Origin of the sequence: Rhodospirillum sp. A1_3_36, from assembly GCF_047263945.1 — a bacterium.
Taxonomy (GTDB): Bacteria; Pseudomonadota; Alphaproteobacteria; order Rhodospirillales; family Rhodospirillaceae; genus Rhodospirillum.
This window is the reverse complement of sequence record NZ_JBLAVB010000010.1, coordinates 39,115-55,957: the sequence shown is the minus strand read 5'-3', so window position 1 is coordinate 55,957 and position 16,843 is coordinate 39,115. Positions and strand designations below refer to the sequence as shown.

Below are 16,843 nucleotides of genomic sequence, written 5' to 3'. Positions count from 1 at the left end.
TAGAAATGATCAGTCCTAAATAAAAGAAACGGCCATCCCTTAGCGCCTGCACGGGGATGCCGACAAAAGAGTCTGTCCACCGCCTGTTAAAGACTTTTTCCAGACGGGACCATAAGGGATGTTCAGAAAGGGGAAACGGAGGTGCCGTTACCCCTTTTTTCGGGCGGAAAGCCAGGCTGCCAGGCCAAACAGGCCCAGGATATAGCCCAGTCCGCCCAGAATATCCCGGGCTCCGACGGCTTCTTCCAAGGCTTGGATGCGCTCCTCCATGGGGCGAAGGGCTCTGGTCAGTGTGCGGTCCAAGTCGACCGACTCGGCGCTGGCCCGCGCCGGTTCCGGGGCCGTTTGATCCGCTTTTCCGGTTTCAGACTCTCCTGGCTCTGCCAGGGGGAGTTTGCCGTTCTCCCCTGGCTCTGCCAGAGGGACGTGGGCACTGGCCGCGTGGCCGTCGGCGGTGGCTGCGGACAGCAGGTAATCGACGTTTCGGGTGATCGGCAAACGGAACCGCCCTTCGGCGTCGGTGAGAGCCTCGCCCAGGGGCTGGCCCTGGGGATCGGTTGCGGTGATGGTCATGCCCTGGGGATATTTCCCCCCGCCGAAATAGGCCTGCCCGACGATATCGCTCCCCTCGATGGTTGCGAACAGTTTCAGGCGATGGGCCTGGGCGGCCGGAACCAGCAAAACCAGGGCGACCAGGACAGCAGGGACAAGCTTGAGGCAGGGGCGCAGGCTCTTCATGCCGGGACTCCCACGGGGCGGGGCAGCAGGTCTGGACGGACTTTGCCGATCAGCCCCACTGTTGCTGCGCCCACCAGGGTTTCAAGGACCAGGATCGGCAGGTTGCCAAGAAAGGCGAGGAGGGCGGCGGCCCGAAACTCCCCTCCGGACAAGGCAAGCACCAGGGCAACCAGAAGGGCCGAGAGCCCCACCGCCCCGCCGCAGCAGATCCCTGCGGTGATGGATGTCCCCAGGCGGGGGGCAAGGAAGCGATAGGCCAGCCAGGCGACGACGCCGGGGGCCGCCATGACCAGGCAATTGACCCCCAACACCCCCAGTCCACCGAAGCCGAAGAAGGCCGCTTGCAGACTCAGGCTGAGAAGCATGACGGGGAAAATGGCCCAACCGAGGATCAGTCCCCCTAAACCATTGAGCACCAAATGGGCACTGCTTGGCCCCAGGGGGACATGGACCATGCCCGCAACGAACAAGGCTGCGGCGATCAGGGCCGCAGCGGGCAAGCGGTCCTCTGTCAGCTCGCGAAGCCCCCGGGCCACACCGGCCACGGCAAGCGCCGTGACCGGGACAATGACGGAGAGGGGGAGGATGCCATCGGCGATATGCATTCCCGGGGATACCTTTCTATCGCGAAGTCGCGGTTTAATTGGTGCTCGGCTGGGGCATGTCCTGGGTGTTCACCCAGATCAGCGCACCCTGTTCGACCGGAACCATGTCACCCTGGGGATTGGCCATGGGCTCCGGCCCCTCCAACAGGGCGGCGAAGCTCCACCAGCCGGCCTGGGGCATGGCGTAGTGGAAGGTGCCGTTGGCGTCGGCCTTCAGAGTCTGGGTGATGAAAATCTCGTCGGGGGCTTCGATCAGGCCGTTTGAGCGGTATTCCACCTCCACTGTGGCGAAGGGGACGGGCTTTCCATCCCGGGTGACCACGCCGGAGAACAGGTTCCCCGTATACAGTCCATAGGGACGGGTCAGGGGCTGGATCTCGACGGGAAAGCCAACCATGGCGTCCCACCCCTCGTCTGCGGCGAAGGCGTCCACGACGACCTTGGTGTAATGGACGATCATCACCCCCTCCGCAGGTTCCCAATAGGGGGCGGGCTCCAGGAAAAAGATGTGGTCACCGGGGCCCTTCAGCGGCACCGAGGCCTGATAGGCCGCCTTGCCTTCCACGGAGATCGACTCCAACCGGTCCATCAAAGACGTCGTCTGCCCGTCCACCAGGACGCCGAACCGCTTGGGGGCACCCATGTCCATGACCGGACCATGGTCCATCGGATGGGTAAAGGTCATGTCCAGGGTGACGGTTGCGCCCGTATTCTGGTTCACCAGCGGTGGCGTGGGGATCAGTTCCTGAAAATGGGCGGCGGCGGGGGCAATCCAGCCGAAAGCTCCGATGGTCAAGGCGGCCAGGGTCTTGGCGGGCCATCGACGGTGGGACGGTGGGACGTGTGAGGACAAGAAAACCTCCGACTGTAATGTGAGGGATGACATGCGGGAAACACCGCGTCGCATAATGTTTCTCAGTGGTTTTGAGCCTAACCGGGATGGAGGGGCGCTGTCCAGATTGCTTTACCTGGGTCAGAATCAGGGTTGTGCAACGCAAACTGACATGAATCAATGCAACATGAACGCATTGGTTGTTAAGGTGAGACCTTCGGATGAAAACACGGAGCCCCCCGCCATGATACGATCCGGTCGCTTGCTTCCCCTTGCCGCTTTCCTTGCCCTGCCCCTGGCAGCGGTGTTCTTGTTGGGTGGAGGTGACAGCCGGGAGGAAATTCCTCTGCCCCAAGAAAGCCATGACGCCTTTCTGGCAGAGATGAAAAGCAACATGGCCAATCTGCGGGAGCTGACCCGAGCCATTGCCACGGGCGATTACAGGGAGGCGGCCCGTGTGGCCGAGAGTCGAGAGGAAGGCGGCTATCACATGTGGACGGCAACGGAAGATCTGGGCTTGGCCGAGGCGCGACTCGCCCGGCTGCCGTCCCAGGTCGAGGGTGTCGGCGCCCCGGAGTTGTCAGGGGCGCAACCTGGAACACAGGGACCCCTTGGGGTCATTCCCGCAGAATTCCGAGCTTTAAGCTTGGATCTGAAGAAGGCGGCCCATCGTTTTACTCTGTTGGCTGAGACCGTGACCAGCCCGGCCGATCCCCGGGTTTCTGCGGCCTTGAACCAAGCCTACCAGGATTTGGTTTCGGCCTGCCAAGCCTGCCACGAGCAATATCGCATCCACCGGCAAGGGCAGTAAGGGGCGCTTTTCCGACGTTCGGTTTCCACTTTATGCGATCTCTTCCTTGACGATCTCCCCTGTAAAGGTGCGAAATGAAGGGAGGAGGACCTATGGCTCGTTTCGGGAATGAGAAGGATTGGCGTAATTCTCCAGGATGGACCATACCCTGGGGGGCGATTCTGTTGGCTTTGCCGGTTTTGGCGGCCTTGGTCCTTCTCCTTGCTTCCCTCTTCCTGCACTTGGGTGTTCCAGATGGTCCCCATAGGGAAATGAGTCTGGACGGTCATATTGCCTTGCGGCTGACGATCCTGATCGGCGCCCTGGTCACGGGGGGCTTGATGCGTTTGATGTTCCTCAGTCACGAAAGCGGAGTGGACCGGGAGGTGGACGAAGGCCGATCGGCAACGGACGGGCGCCCGATTCGCCCCTGGGAAGAGGGATAAGGTCGTTCGCTTGCTTTCTCTGAAATCGAAGACACTCTAAGGCGATCTGAAACGTTTTCCCCTCATCAAGGACTCTTCTCGCGTGCCCCCTAAAGCGAAAGTTGCTTCCATCAGCCCCATCCTGGCGGTGCGTGATGTGATGGTCAGCGTCGCCTTTTATGTGCGTTACCTGAACTTTTCCAAAGTCTTCGTGATGGAGGATCACAGTTACGGCGTTGTCGAGCTGGATGGCCAGACGATTCATTTCGTGCGAACCGAGGATATGGCCGCCTTGCGGGCCACCCGGTCTCGGGTGGCGGTCTACATTGCCGTGCGCAATATCGATCCCTTGTGGCATAAGGTCTATGGTGCGGGGCCGCCGACGCAGATCCGGAGCTTGGAAACCAAGCCCTGGGGGATGCGGGAATTCCATGTCATGGATCCCGACGGCTGTCTGTTGCGTTTTGGCGAGGAACACGGATAAGCCTGTCCCTGTTGCTCCCTGGTCGGCTGGCTCTAACCATATAATTTAGCAGGCTGCCGAAAAAGTCCGAGAACGCTCCACAAGCGTCATTCCTGCGGGCGGAACACAGGCCTTGGGCGTGAAAGTGGGAAAGCAGATGTCGTGTCTTTTGCGGTAAGAAATCACAAAGCCTGGATTACTGTGCGCGCGGGGATGACGACAAAAGAGTTTTTCCACACCCTGTCAGATCACGATGGAATCCGGTCGATCAGACCAAACTCCATCGTGATCTATAGTGCTCCGAGATCAAGTTGAGACACTTTGCGGCCACGGTACACGACAGGGGATGCTTTCCCGTCACGGGCTTTGCCCCGTCCCTCCCCCTCTTTGGCGAGGCTAGCGCTTTTTTTGAGTTTCTGACAGGAACGATAGTAGTCATGTGTTCGGCCTGTTTATGCGGTGCCATGACCGCTGACCCAGATGGGTTCCGCGAACTGGCTCCAAACAAACCCACGGCATGAACCGCCTTTGGGGCCAACGGAGTGTCCGGTCCGAGATCGTTTGTCATCATCTCAAGTGGCTGTTGCGTTTCCTTCCGGTTGTGACGACGGGATCAGACTGCCGAGAGAGCCTGAAGGTCAGGCTTTCGATAGCATTCTCCCGTCGTCATAATGGCCCAGGCGATCCGGGCCATCTTGTTTGCCAGGGCGCAGGCGGCCAGCTTAAGCGGCTTACGCTCCAGCAATTTGGTCAGCCAAGGGGAAAGGGCTTTCCCGCTGCGTTTGGCACCGGCGATCACCGCCATCGCACCGACGACCGGCAAATGCCTGATGCCTTCATACCCTTCCCGGGAGATGCCGCCTATCCGGACTTTTCCCCCTGGCGATTTTGGTTTTGGCGTCAATCCCACCCAACTGGCGAAATGGCGGCCATCCTTGAATTGCGCTGGATCGACGTGGAGTGCCAAGGTCAAAGACAGCAAGCGCCCGAACCCCGGGATCGTATCCAGTGCCTGACTGGTGGTGTTTTGTTTGTGCTGTTTGCTCAACTCCGCGTCGAGAGCGGCAGGGAGACCTTGTCGTGCTCGTCAATTCCATGAGTGCTGAAAACATTCTTCGCAGTGTCAATGGCTATACGTTTATACTGCATGGCGGACGGCTCCTGATTGAGGATTTCAACGACCTAATCATGGCACACGATGCCAGTGGGGCCGTCCATCCCAACAGACCCCAAGCTCTATAAACAGAGTGAAACTGGGCTAGCTTGACTCAAGCTGATCCAATTTCACTCCAGACCCTTTGATTCCATTCTGTGAAAAGGAATGGGGGACCGGGGCCTCAGGCCCCGGCGGGGGTCGGGGCAGAGCCCCGAGAGTGGTTGCGGTGCACAAATTAATTTGAATTCAAATTAATTGAATGGCATGGTTCTGCCATGATGAAACATCCCCTCTCTCCCCGTGTCCGCCTGGGCATGCTTTTTGTCGGTGTTGCCCGCCGGTGGCGCGCCGTTGTCGATGCCAGCCTGTCCCATGACGGTTTAAGCGATGCCACCTGGGCTCCCTTGCTCCATCTGGCGCGGGCGGGCGAGCCCCTCTCGCAAAAGGCGCTGGCGGCCCGGATCGGGCTGGACGGCTCCAGTCTGGTGCGCTTGGTGGATATCCTGGTGGACAAGGATCTGGTGGTCCGGTGTCAGGACCCCGCCGATCGTCGCGCCAACCGGCTATCCTTGACGGCGGAGGGACAGGCGAAGGTCGCGCGGATCCAGCAATCGGTGGATGCGGTAGAAGGCGATTTGCTTGCCGGTTTTGATGACGATGAAATCATGATTCTGGTGACCCTGTTGGACCGCCTCGACAGGCGGATCCTGGCCTATCGTGAGCCGATGGAGGGAGACCGATGACTTGGGGATCTTCTCTCGCCCCGACGCGGCCCCATATCCTTGATCGCTTGGGCTTTGATCGGGATCGGTTGGCTTTCACCGGGCGAACCGCCGTGGTTGCCTTCCTGGCCGTCGCCCTGGCTTGGGCCTTTGGGCTGGGGCATCCCCAATGGGCGGGGATGAGTGTCTGGGCTGCCTCCCAACCCCTGAGGGGACACTTGCTTGAAAAAAGCCTGAACCGCTTCCTGGGGACCGTCGTGGGGGCGGTTTTCGGCATTCTGTTGCTGGTGGCTTCGGACGGATCGACCTGGATTCTGGTCCTTGGCCTCTCGCTGTGGATCGGTCTCTGCGCGGGTTTGGGAAATCTGGTCCGGGGCTTCCTGTCCTATGGCGTGATGCTGTCGGGCTATTCAGCGGCTATGGTCACTCTGCTTCACGATCCCCAATCGACAAGCCTGGTGGATACGGGGCTTGATCGCATGGCCACGGTGCTTGTGGGCGTGGTTTTGGCCTTGGTCTTGGGTTGGCTTCTGTCGGAAAAGACCGATCCCGATGCGGTTCGGCGCCGGGGACGACGGTTGGCCGGGGAGGTCCTGTCCGACTTCGCCGATGCCCTGACTTCGGGCCAGGGGGAAGAGACTCGCCGGGCCCATGGTCTGCTCGCCGAAATGGGCGCCATGGAGGAAACACTGGATGCGCAGACGGCGGGCTCGCCCAGCGGTCGGGGGAAGGCCCGGTGGATCCGCCGCCTGCTTTCGGCCCTGGTGGCCCTGCTGCCATGGATGCGCCGCCCTCCTGTGGGCGCGGATGTTCGGGCGATCGCCCAAGCCCTGCGGGAGGCGGCGGAGGCTTTGGCAGAGGGCCAGTGGGACGGGCAGGAGGGGCGGTTGGACAGGGCCTTGTCCCGGGCGATTGAGGCGACGACCGGGCGCCCCGCACTGGCGAGCGTCCTGACCACCCTACGGGATGTCCTCGGCGAGGCGATTCCGGTGCAAGAGGGGACCGCGTCGGAGGCGTCTTCCTTGCCGGCCACCCGGACCCACCGGGATTGGGTGGGGGCGCGGGAGGCGGGATTGCGTGCATTGGCCGCGACCTTCGCCGCAGGGGCGATTTGGCAGGTGACCGGGTGGAGTGTGGGGGGCTTTCTCACCCTTGGCGTGGCGATCATGATCACGGTCTTTTCGGCCATGGACAATCCGGTGGGCTTTATCCGGTTCGTGGTGGTCGGTCAGATCTTGGGGGTCCTGGGGGCCTTGGCCTGCCGCTGGTTGGTGTGGCCCCACCTGGGGGGAGAAGGGGCGGCGATTCTATCGATGGCGCCGTTCATGATGGCGGGCGCTCTGCTGTTCGCCCATCGCCGCTTCGGAACCCTGGGGTTCGACTACAACATGGTGTTTCTGCTGTTGCTGCATCCTGCTTGGCCATTGACGGGGCAATTTGTTGGTGGGGCAACGGCTGGCTTGGCAGTGGTTCTGGGACCGGTTGTCGCGCTGGTCGGCTATCGCACGCTGTTTCCCGTTACCGCCCACCGGCGGTTCCGTTCCTTGTTGGTCATGTTGGTGGGCGAGGTAGAGGCCATGGCTGCTCGAGCAGATGTGGGACGCCATGCGGCCCATTGGTGGGCTCGGCTTCACCACCGGGTGTTGCGCTTGGCCCGCTGGGCGGAGAAGACGGGGATGGAGCGGGAGGAGGCCATGGAAGTGGGCTTCACGATCCTTCTTTTGGGACGCGTGATCCTGCACTTGGACGGGCTGCCTGAAGCGGAAGGGGGAGAAGAAAGGGAAGCGGGGTCACGGCGCGCCCTGTTTCTGGCCCGCGAGCGGTTGCGGCGGGTCGGTCGCGATCCCTTGGCGGCGGCGCGGGCCCTGGCCCATCTGTCCGAGCGAAAGGGGAACGTGCCATCCCTCGATCGCAGGCTTCTCGCCGAGGCCGCCCGAGATCTGACAGCGGTGGCGCCGACTTTCCAAAAGGCCTTCGTCGTCCGGTGAGAGAGCCTGGGCAAGGGGCGAGGGAGCACCAAAAAGGGCGCCCGCAGCCTTGCGAAACGCCCCTTGCCACAGGATTTGCGATGGACCCGACGGGGCCTTATTTAAGGATGGACCCGACGGGGCCTTATTCAAGGATGGACCCGACGGGGTTTTACTCGAGTACGTCGTAACCCCGGTTGCGCATGCAATTGTTGATGATGCGCTTTTGTTCCAGAGCCGCGTTGGTGCCCATGCCTGCGCCACCGCCGATGCCTCCGACTGCGGCGCCCAGGGCTGCGCCCGTTCCCGGGCTGCCCAACACCGCGCCTGTGGCAGCGCCGAGGGCTGCACCCAGGGCTCCACCACCCAAGGCGCCTATGGCCGTATCTCCCGCGAAGCCACGCTCATCGGCGTAGGCCTGACACTCCGCCAAATCGCGTTCATACTGTGCTGTGGTCTTGTTGGAGGTGCGGTGGTCGATGACTGGCGTGTGGCCGGCGCATGCACCCAGGACCATGGCGGCTAATGCGGCTCCGAAAAGACGGGTTTGGGTCTTCATGGGAATGTCCCCTAGTGAAAGTGAGTGGATCAAGGATATCGCGGTCGGGCAGTTCCGAGAAGTGCTGTTCGTCACACTGATCGGCGACCGGATATCCCCCTCCTATCTGCTTCGCTCCAACGAACTTAACGTCTATTGGGTCTGACGGTTCCTATGGAGACTCCCTTTTGGGCCTGCAGGAAAAGTGTAAGCGGCCCATGATATAGGTAAAACCTATGCATAGAATACAAACAAGGGATTGGACGAATGGACCCGCGCTCGCCATAAACCAAATTCGTTCTTTCGCTCTCTGGCCCCTCAGGTGTGTCCGCCATGACGTCACTGTCTTCGCCCTCTGTCTCGCACCCCCTTCGGGATCCCTATCTGCTGACCCCAGGCCCTTTGACGACGTCCGACCGGACCAAGCAGGCAATGTTGCGCGATTGGGGCTCCTGGGATGGGGATTTCAAGGCGGTGACCGCCCGTATCCGTAGCCGTCTTGTCGATATCATCGGCGGCGGGGCGCTTGAAGATCCCTTCGTCTGCGTACCCATGCAGGGCAGTGGGTCTTTTGTCGTCGAGGCTATGCTGGGCACCCTGGTGCCCCGGGACGGCAAGGTGTTGGTGCCCATGAACGGGGCCTATGGGCAGCGGATGGTCAAAAGCTTGACGGTGATGGGGCGGGCCGTGGTGCCGCTGGACAAGGGCGATTACCTGCCCCCCACGCCGGAAGAGATCGATCGCATCCTTGCGAATGACCCGGCGATCACCCATCTGGCCCTGGTCCATTGCGAGACCAGTTCGGGCATTCTCAACCCCCTGCGGGCCATCGCCGAAGTGGTGGCCAAGCATGGGAGGCGCCTTTTGATCGACGCCATGAGCAGCTTTGGTGCCCTGTCCATTGACGCCCGAAGCCTGCCTTTCGATGCGGTCGTTGCCAGTGCCAATAAATGCTTGGAAGGGGTGCCGGGCTTCGGTTGGGCCCTGGTCAAGCGCAGCGTCCTCGAGGCGGCAGAGGGGCAGGCCCATTCCCTGACCTTGGACCTTCATGACCAATGGCGCGCCATGGAGGCCTCCGGTCAATGGCGCTTCACGCCGCCAACCCATGTGGTGGTGGCCCTGGACGCGGCCCTGGACCAATATCTGGAGGAGGGCGGACTGCTGGGGCGTCATGCCCGCTATGCCCATAACCGGGATATCCTGGTCACGGGCCTGGAACGTCAGGGGTTCCACCCCCTGTTGGATTCCCGGTGGCGGAGCCCGATCATCGTTACCTTCCATAGTCCGGCCCATCCGAAGTTTTCCTTCCCCGCGTTTTATGAGGCGGTGAAGAGGCGGGGGTTTGTGCTCTACCCCGGCAAACTGACCAAGGTGGAGAGCTTTCGGGTCGGCTGTATCGGTCAGGTCTTCCCCGAACAGATGAACGCCGTTGTCGCCGCCATGGGCGAGGCCCTGACCGAATTGGGCGTCACCGATGCCTCCCCCGACCCGGCGGCCCTTGCCGCCGCCCCCATTCCGGCTTGAAAGCGGAGCCTCCTCTTATGACCAAGACTCCAACCACCGTTGCCGGTGTCATCCTTGATTGGGCGGGTACTGTCGTCGATTTCGGTTGCATGGCTCCCGCTCAGACCTTCATCGAGGCTTTCGCTGGATTCGGGATCACCGTGACCCAGCCCCAAGCCCGGGGACCCATGGGCATGGCCAAGTGGGATCATATCAAAAGCATCCTCTCCCTGCCTGAGATCACCGAGGCCTGGACCGCCAAACATGGCGCGCCCTGGACGGGGGCGGATGTGGATGCCATCTATGCCGCCTTCACCCCCCGTCAGGCGGAGGTGGTCGCCCAATACGCCGACCCCATCCCCGGCGCCCTGGACACAGTGGCTTGGTTGCGGGGACGGGGGATCAAGATCGGGTCGACCACCGGCTATCCCCGGCTGGTCATGGACCAACTAACCCCCGTGGCCAAGGCCAAGGGATACGAGCCCGATTCCATGGCCTGCGCCGGGGAAACCCGACTGGGGCGGCCCTATCCTTTCCTGATCTACAAACAGCTGTTGGAATTGGAGCTGTCTCCCACCTGGGCCTGCGTCAAGGTGGATGACACCGGCGTTGGCGTGGCTGCGGGTCGGAATGCGGGGCTCTGGTCCGTTGGCGTGGCCGCCACGGGCAATGGCGTGGGCATCACCCACGCGGACTGGCTGGCCCTGAGCCCGGGGGAGCAGGAGGCCTTGCGTGCCAAGGCCGCCGACCCTCTGGTGGAGGCGGGCGCCCATTACGTCATCGACGGCCTGGGAAATTTGCCCGGTGTGATCGAGGATATCGAGGCGCGCTTGGCTAAGGGCGAACGGCCTTAGATCACGATGAAATCAGGTCTGTCCGACCTGATTTCATAAACGTGATCTAAATCATATAGTTGGAGCGGAATGAGACGGAAAACCGCACACACTTTTCCTCATTCCGCTCTAGAGCAGAGCTGTCCGTTTTTTCAACACCTTTCGGCAAGAGGCGTTTACCCTGGGGCGCATAAAAAGCGAACCCAGGGGGATGTTCATGCGCTTCAATCCCATCATCGGATTCCTCTTCGCCGTCGTGGTGCTTTTGATCTGGCTGTACCAGGGGATCAGTGGTCCTGGAGCGGAGAAGGCGGGGTCCGAAGCCAAGGGTGGATCCGGGCTGGCCCTGGAGGGACTCGCCTTGGTTGCCGGGGGGGATCGTCACCAAGAGGGGCCGGTCTCTGCCTTGGTATCCGTGCTTGAGACCTTGGAGACCAAGACGGAGCGTCCCGTGGCTTATCTGGATCGGGTCACGGAAGGGGAGGCTGCTCAGGTCATCGGCCGTTTCGCCCGCCAGGGGTGGTCCCCCATTTTGGTCGAGGGTGCCACCCAACGCGCCGCCGCTTTGGCGATCTCTGAGGCCCGGCCCGACAGCCATCTTGCCTTTGTGGAAACCCATGCCCAAGCGCGCGTCTCGACGTCCCAGGGCCAGGGCCAGGGGCGCCTGTCCAGTCTGGGGTTTCGGGATTGGGAACTGGGAGCCCTCGGTGGTGTCGCCACGGCTTTGACCAGCGCGACCAAGCATGTGGCCTTCCTGGATATGGCATCGGATGGCGCTGTCGGGCAGTCCTTCGAAAAGGGGGCCCGGTCTGCGGTCGAGGAGATTCAGGTCGATGTGGTTCGGCCCCAGGATGGTGGGTCCGATTTTCTCGCCGATCAGCAGGATGATGCCCTGGCCTTGCTGGAAGGTCTGTTGGTTCAGGGTGTGGACCGGATTTTGGTTCGGGCGGGGGATTCTACCTTGGCCGCCTTGGTCGAACGGATCCAGGGGCGGGGGGCGCAACTGTTGGTCTGGCGCCCCTGGGGAAGCAGTGCCCCGGACCTCTGGCGGACTGGGGGTGTTTTTGGTCGGATGGTCCAGCGGCCAGAACGTCTGGTCGCGGCCCTTCTGGAGCACACCGATGGTGCCGCGACCATCACCCAGGGACTGGCCGAGGGGGCCCAGGATCTGGAGGTTCTGGATGGCGTTTTCGATGCCCAGGAGATGGATCGATTGAACGCCTATCGGGATGGCCTTGCGCGAGAAGGTTTGAAAGGGGCGAAGACAGAAGACCGTCAGCCCGAATAAAAGACCTTATTTCCCCACCCAGGCGTAAACCGTTGCCTGTTTTGTGGCGCAGCAACAGCCGGATTTGTGACAGGCACCCATCCGCTTTTCCGCCTGACCCCTGCGGATCCAGTGATCCAGCATGGTCTCGACCGCTTCCGGTGCGCTGTCGAGGTCCCGGGCCAGATCGGAGAGAGTCGCCTCGCCCCGGGTGCGCAGGTGGACTTTCAAGTCTCGCAAGATCATCGGTTTGCCCTCCAGGCTGCGCCAACGGTGGCCATTTCCGGACGCAGGCGCCGACCGAAATAGGCCATCAGGCCGATGGCGCCAACCACCAGAAGCCCCATCAGGCCGATCCAAAGGCTGCTGCTTTGCGGATGCCGGGAGAGGGTTCCCGCCTGATATACGACCGTGGCGACCGCATAGGCCAACCCCAGGGTCCAGCCCGCGACGAAGCTTGTCCACCCCCAACCGGCTTCCCGCCGAATCGCGCCCAATACGGCCACGCAGGGTACATAAAGCAGGATGAACAGCATATAGGCCATGGCCCCCAAAGCCCCGTCGAAGCCCCGGGCGAGGGCGGTCATGGTTGGACCTCCGCCCTCCGTATCCCCGCCTTTGACACCTGGGTCGTCCAGGCTGCCCAGGTTCAGGGGATCGGTCAGCAGTGCGGCGAGGCCCGCAAGATTCTCGGGTACCGTTGCGGCTGCCTGAGACAGGGCTGCCCCCAGGTCGAAGGCGTCCCCCTCTCCTTGGCCGGCCGGACTGTAGAGGGCATCCAAAGTGCCTACCACGGCTTCCTTTGCGAACAGGCCGGTGACGATTCCGACCACAGCGGGCCAGTTGTCATCGCTCAGTCCCATGGGGTGGAACAGGGGGGTGGCCACTTGGGAGACCTGGGCTAGCAGGGAGCTGTCATCCCCCGCATGGTCGAAGCGGCCATCGGTGCCCAAGGCGCCCAAAATGTTCAGGGCCATGACCACCAGGGCGATCACTTGCCCCGCTTCCAAAAGAAAGACCCTCAGTCGGGTCCAGGCATGGATCAGAACGTCGCGAAGCCGGGGCATGCGGTAGGTGGGCAGCTCCATCATGAAGGGGGCGCCCTCGCCGGTCAGCAGCGTGCGGCGGAGAACCAGAGCGGTCAGGATGGCCGCACCGATGCCCACCAGATAGAGCATCATGACCACGTTCTGCCCCCCGGTGGGGAAGAAGGCGGCGACGAACAGGGCGTAGACGGCCAATCGGGCGCCGCAGGACATGAAGGGGGCCATGGCGATGGTCAGGATCCGGTCCCGGGGCCGTTCCAGGACGCGGGTGGCCATGACCGCAGGTACGTTGCAACCGAAGCCGACGATCAGTGGTACCACCGCCTTGCCCGGCAGACCGATCCGGTTCATGGCCCGGTCCATGACGAAGGCCGCCCGGGCCATGTAGCCGCTGTCCTCCATGACCGTGAGGGCCAGGAACAGGGCGCCGACGATGGGAATGAAGGTGGCCACGACCTGGATGCCGCCGCCCAGGCCATCGGCCAGGATCACCCGCGCCCAATCGGGGGCGCCGAGCAAGCCCATCAGGTGCCCCAGACCATCGACGAACAGGGCGCCTGCCGCGATGTCGAAGAAGTCGATGAAGGCTCCGCCCAGGTTGATGGTGAAGGTGAACAGGCCATACATCACCAGCAGGAAGAGGGGGACGCCCAACAGGGGATGGAGCGCCAGGGAATCGATCCGGTCCGTGGACCCCACCGTCTTTACCGATTCGTTCCGCGTGGAGACGGAGGTGGCAAGGCCATGGGCGGCTTCGAACCGGGCATCGGCGATCAGGCTATCGGGGTCCTCTCCCTCTTCTTCGGCCCGCACGGCCTTGATCTGGCTGGCAAGCGCCGTGGCCAGGGGCTCTTGCAGGTGGTCGAGCAGGCCGGGGTCTCCCTCCAAGAGGGCCAGCGCCGTCCAGCGGAGGGGGCGATCTTCAAGGGGGTGCAGGGCGAGCTGTTCCTCCAACTGGGCGATGGCTTCTTCGATGGCGTGGAGATGGGCAACGGGGGCGCGGTCCGTGGGGCCGACGGGATTGGCAAGGAAGGCCTTAAGGGCGTCGATGCCCCGGCCCTTGGCTGCGGAGAGGGGGACCACCGGGCAGCCCAGACGGTCGGACAGGGCCTCCACGTCCAGGATCAGCCCTTCCGCCTCGGCGGCATCCATCATGTTCAGGGCGACCACACAGGGCAGGCCTTGCTCCAGAAGTTGGACCGTGAGGTAAAGGGATTGCTCCAGCCGGGTGGCGTCGACCACGTTGAGGACCAGATCGGCTTCTCCGGTGGCCAGGTAGTCCCGTGCCACGGCGTGGTCCAGACCCCCATCGTTTTCGCGCGGTGCAAGGGAATAGAGGCCGGGCAGGTCGATGATGCCAATGCGTTGGCCATCGGGCAGGCGGCAGCGGCCTTCCTTGCGCTCCACGGTCACGCCGGGAAAGTTGCCAACCCGTTGGTTGGCGCCGGTCAAGCGGTTGAAGACGGTACTTTTGCCCGCATTCGGCGGACCGATGAGCGCAACGAAACGGGGAAGGGGCTGTTCGATGGTCGTTGGCTCCATGGAGCCCTCTCCATTATCGATGTGCCTTTTGGGGGGCAGACCTTGTAGGGGGCAGACCTTGTAGGGGGGAGACCTTGTGGGGGGTCAGGCGGGGGCGGCCATAACACGGCGTGCCAAGCTTCCGCCGATGGCTACGGTCATGCCGCCGTTCCGGACGGCGACCGCACCGCCTGCGAGGCGACGGATGACCGTCAAATCTCCTCCCACACGGACACCCAGGTCGGCGAGGTCACGGGTGGCCCGGCGGTCCCCATCAATGCGGGAGACGGTTACGGCTGTTCCAGGGTGTAAATCAGCCAGAGTCAGGCCAACGCCATCAAAAGTCGTCTGTGTCGCCATGGGGCTCTCTCCCTATCGCCGGGACGGTTTGCTGATCGGAACCGCGACTTAATCGCAACTTTACTAACCCTACAAAGATTGCGAATATTTTGCAAAGGAGATTTTCTGGCAGTGCGAAAAAAGGGGGGAAGCAGGAGGAGAGCCCTATCCGAGCATGCGCCGGAACCAGCCCACGACGGTGGCTTGGGCCGTTACCGAGGGCATTTGGTCACGGGACGGGACAGTTACAGGGTTTGCCGGGGCAGCCATGGGCATGGGATAGCTGTTCCCTTGTGTGTCGTCGGGCTCGGATTCCAAATCGGGTGTTTCAGCCGCCTCGGTCGGGGGCTGTTGATCCTTGAGATCGGGTAGGGGAGAAGTGAAGGAGGTGATCCGCTTGTTGGGGTCGAAGGTCTCCACCACGGCCAGGACGGCGTAGGAGGCTGCTCCGCTGGCGGCCGTCACTTTGGGCCCCTGGGTCGCCGAAGCGGTCTGGACGGTTTCGTGCAGAGTGAGGGAATCTGCGCCGGACTCTCCTGCCAGGGTTGTGGTGGGCGTTTGGCTTTCTGGGATGTGACGCTCCGGGATTTGGCGGACGGACGCTTGAACCAGTCCCGGAGTGAGCAGGCTGTCTATCGGCTCTGCCTCTTCGGAGGGCTCGGCCCGGCTCCATTGGTAACCGGCTTGGGCAATTTGAACGAAGGCTTGGGCGGCGTTGAATGCCTGCTCCCGGGGGTCGGTCACCGCAGGACTGGGAGCGGCCTGCGCCAGGGAGATGGCGAGCGCCTGATCACTCCATTGGGATGTGCCCTCTGCCTCGGCCACCAGGGTCCGGGGAAGGGCAGCCGGTGTGGGCCGGTGACGGGGGCCCCCCATGTTCTCGGCTTTCGGCTTTTGGGCTATGGGCCGGGGCAACCCCTCGGCCGAAGCCATCTGGCGCCCGCTCTCCCGCCAGGTTCCCATATTCTCCGGAGTCTGCGTTGGTTTGGTTCCCGGAGGGAGGGGAAGGGAGGCCCTTCGATTTCCTGCCGCGCCCATATCTTCGGGGCCTGCGGCCAGGGTGGCGCTCTTGTTGATGGTGTCGGGCTTCGTGCCGGGGGGCAGGGGAATGGGGCCGTTGAACTCTGGAAGGTTTCCCGCCGAGGCATAACGGCGCACGGATGCCTTGATATTCCGCTCCACCAGGGCATGGATTTCACCGAGGCTACGTCCCTTGCCACCGGCGCCAAAGAAGATAGAGTGGTTGGCCGAGGCCGCGTTGGGCAGGATCGCCGAGGCGTCTTGGTTGGGGTCCTGCTCCAGGGCCTTCAGAAACTCCGCCGCACCGCCGGGCCCCAGGAAATGGGCGAAATAAAGATCGGTGTCGCTGATCCTTCGGCCCAGGACATGGGACAGGTATCGGCGGTTGTCTGCTGCGTATTCGGCGGCCATGGCCGAGGACACGCCGTGGTCATCGCGCAGGTCCAGGATTTCCTGGGCAACCTCCGGGTCATCCACCCGGTAGTGTCCCTTCTTATCGCGGTAAATCTGGTCGGCGAGGTCGCCCAGGCCGTGTTCTGCCCCATGGGATTTGATCTGGTCCAGCCAGGTTTGTGTGGTGAATTGGTAGAGGCCCTGGGCTGAACTGGTCCCATTGGCCGCAGAGGTCTCGAAATTACTCTCCCGCCTGGCCTTGGCGAGCATGAAGGCGAAGCTGACCCCCGTCTTGCGGCTGGCGGCATGGATGCTCGACAACACGTTCCGGTCAATGGATGTCCCACCGACGCGAACCGTGCCCGCCAATTGCATGATCCCATTTGGGCCTTGAGCCATTCCACGTGTTCCACTTTACATTTATTGCCGGGTTTTCTACCCAACCTCAGGGAACCCTTGAGCGAGAGACGGAACCCGATCATCTGGTCTTCCTAACACCTGCTCAGCAATAAGGGATATCCGAAAGAGATGGAATAAGAGTTAATGGATTGCATTTTATGCAATGACTCATTTTCCGAAAATTTGCCAGATCTGTTCTCACATATCCGTGATGCGATGGTCAAAATAGCGAGCTATTTCATTTAAAAACAATGCGTTAACAATTTTTTCTGTCTTTCTGTTCACG

18 protein-coding genes are annotated in these 16,843 nt (G+C 62.3%); 9 read left to right on the top strand and 9 right to left on the bottom strand.

All coding sequences use genetic code 11. From position 1 onward, the window contains the following. Nucleotides 1–147: 147 nt before the first annotated feature. Genes ACLIRY_RS18635 through ACLIRY_RS18625 form a run of 3 tightly spaced genes read right to left on the bottom strand, consistent with a single transcriptional unit; the run spans nt 148 to nt 2,196 of the window. Nucleotides 148–738, bottom strand: coding sequence for a carboxypeptidase-like regulatory domain-containing protein (locus ACLIRY_RS18635; RefSeq protein WP_413206931.1), 591 nt, complete (start codon nt 736–738; stop codon nt 148–150). Then, nucleotides 735–1,343 carry a cobalt transporter CbiM gene (gene cbiM / locus ACLIRY_RS18630; protein ID WP_413206930.1) on the bottom strand — a complete coding sequence of 203 codons (609 nt, stop codon included), beginning with the start codon at nt 1,341–1,343 and terminating at the stop codon, nt 735–737. Before cbiM ends, ACLIRY_RS18635 begins: the two co-directional genes overlap by 4 nt. Nucleotides 1,344–1,377: 34 nt before the next feature. Further along, nucleotides 1,378–2,196, bottom strand: coding sequence for a DUF4198 domain-containing protein (locus ACLIRY_RS18625; protein WP_413206929.1), 819 nt, complete (start codon nt 2,194–2,196; stop codon nt 1,378–1,380). 223 nt (nt 2,197–2,419) lie between these two features. On the opposite strand from ACLIRY_RS18625, the gene ACLIRY_RS18620 reads away from it, so the two are divergent. The 3 genes from ACLIRY_RS18620 (at nt 2,420) to ACLIRY_RS18610 (ending at nt 3,874) form a co-directional block, all read left to right on the top strand. Further along, on the top strand, nt 2,420–2,986 hold the full coding sequence (locus tag ACLIRY_RS18620; RefSeq protein ID WP_413206928.1) for a hypothetical protein: 567 nt from the start codon (nt 2,420–2,422) through the stop codon (nt 2,984–2,986). Between the two features lie 92 nt (nt 2,987–3,078). After that, nucleotides 3,079–3,411 carry a hypothetical protein gene (locus ACLIRY_RS18615; protein ID WP_413206927.1) on the top strand — a complete coding sequence of 111 codons (333 nt, stop codon included), beginning with the start codon at nt 3,079–3,081 and terminating at the stop codon, nt 3,409–3,411. Between the two features lie 82 nt (nt 3,412–3,493). Next, the gene (locus tag ACLIRY_RS18610) at nt 3,494–3,874 is read left to right on the top strand and encodes a bleomycin resistance protein (protein WP_413206926.1); all 381 of its coding nucleotides are present in this window, start codon (nt 3,494–3,496) and stop codon (nt 3,872–3,874) included. 592 nt (nt 3,875–4,466) lie between these two features. Here ACLIRY_RS18610 and ACLIRY_RS18605 read toward each other — a convergent pair. Beyond that, nucleotides 4,467–4,901: a transposase gene (locus tag ACLIRY_RS18605; protein WP_413206925.1), complete on the bottom strand. Its 435-nt coding sequence runs from the start codon at nt 4,899–4,901 to the stop codon at nt 4,467–4,469. A gap of 383 nt (nt 4,902–5,284) precedes the next feature. On the opposite strand from ACLIRY_RS18605, the gene ACLIRY_RS18600 reads away from it, so the two are divergent. Beyond that, the gene (locus tag ACLIRY_RS18600; protein WP_413206924.1) at nt 5,285–5,752 is read left to right on the top strand and encodes a MarR family winged helix-turn-helix transcriptional regulator; all 468 of its coding nucleotides are present in this window, start codon (nt 5,285–5,287) and stop codon (nt 5,750–5,752) included. After that, a complete protein-coding gene (locus ACLIRY_RS18595) occupies nt 5,749–7,719 on the top strand; it encodes an FUSC family protein (RefSeq protein ID WP_413206923.1) in 1,971 nt (656 codons plus the stop codon). The genes ACLIRY_RS18600 and ACLIRY_RS18595 overlap by 4 nt, the downstream gene beginning before the upstream one ends. 151 nt (nt 7,720–7,870) lie before the next feature. Here the strand turns inward: ACLIRY_RS18595 and ACLIRY_RS18590 are convergent, their stop codons facing one another. Beyond that, nucleotides 7,871–8,257, bottom strand: a complete 387-nt coding sequence (locus ACLIRY_RS18590; protein ID WP_413206922.1) for a hypothetical protein — start codon at nt 8,255–8,257, stop codon at nt 7,871–7,873. Nucleotides 8,258–8,261: 4 nt separating this feature from the next. On the opposite strand from ACLIRY_RS18590, the gene ACLIRY_RS18585 reads away from it, so the two are divergent. The 4 genes from ACLIRY_RS18585 (at nt 8,262) to ACLIRY_RS18570 (ending at nt 11,860) form a co-directional block, all read left to right on the top strand. Then, entirely contained in the window at nt 8,262–8,402 is a 141-nt protein-coding gene (locus ACLIRY_RS18585; RefSeq protein ID WP_413206921.1) for a hypothetical protein, read from the top strand. A gap of 167 nt (nt 8,403–8,569) precedes the next feature. Then, on the top strand, nt 8,570–9,760 hold the full coding sequence (locus ACLIRY_RS18580; protein ID WP_413206920.1) for a 2-aminoethylphosphonate--pyruvate transaminase: 1,191 nt from the start codon (nt 8,570–8,572) through the stop codon (nt 9,758–9,760). A gap of 17 nt (nt 9,761–9,777) precedes the next feature. Continuing rightward, the gene (gene phnX, locus ACLIRY_RS18575) at nt 9,778–10,593 is read left to right on the top strand and encodes a phosphonoacetaldehyde hydrolase (protein ID WP_413206919.1); all 816 of its coding nucleotides are present in this window, start codon (nt 9,778–9,780) and stop codon (nt 10,591–10,593) included. A gap of 196 nt (nt 10,594–10,789) precedes the next feature. Then, the gene (locus ACLIRY_RS18570; RefSeq protein WP_413206918.1) at nt 10,790–11,860 is read left to right on the top strand and encodes a BMP family ABC transporter substrate-binding protein; all 1,071 of its coding nucleotides are present in this window, start codon (nt 10,790–10,792) and stop codon (nt 11,858–11,860) included. 6 nt (nt 11,861–11,866) lie between these two features. On the opposite strand, the gene ACLIRY_RS18565 is transcribed toward ACLIRY_RS18570, so the two are convergent. The 4 genes from ACLIRY_RS18565 to ACLIRY_RS18550 all read right to left on the bottom strand — a co-directional run bounded on the left by ACLIRY_RS18565 (nt 11,867) and on the right by ACLIRY_RS18550 (nt 16,557). Then, a complete protein-coding gene (locus ACLIRY_RS18565) occupies nt 11,867–12,085 on the bottom strand; it encodes a FeoC-like transcriptional regulator (RefSeq protein WP_413206917.1) in 219 nt (72 codons plus the stop codon). Then, nucleotides 12,082–14,427 carry a Fe(2+) transporter permease subunit FeoB gene (feoB, locus tag ACLIRY_RS18560; RefSeq protein ID WP_413206916.1) on the bottom strand — a complete coding sequence of 782 codons (2,346 nt, stop codon included), beginning with the start codon at nt 14,425–14,427 and terminating at the stop codon, nt 12,082–12,084. Before feoB ends, ACLIRY_RS18565 begins: the two co-directional genes overlap by 4 nt. A gap of 84 nt (nt 14,428–14,511) precedes the next feature. Continuing rightward, complete coding sequence (locus tag ACLIRY_RS18555; protein WP_413206915.1) at nt 14,512–14,766, bottom strand: FeoA family protein; 255 nt, start codon at nt 14,764–14,766, stop codon at nt 14,512–14,514. Nucleotides 14,767–14,910: 144 nt separating this feature from the next. Continuing rightward, complete coding sequence (locus ACLIRY_RS18550; protein WP_413206914.1) at nt 14,911–16,557, bottom strand: hypothetical protein; 1,647 nt, start codon at nt 16,555–16,557, stop codon at nt 14,911–14,913. Between the last annotated feature and the right edge of the window lie 286 nt (nt 16,558–16,843).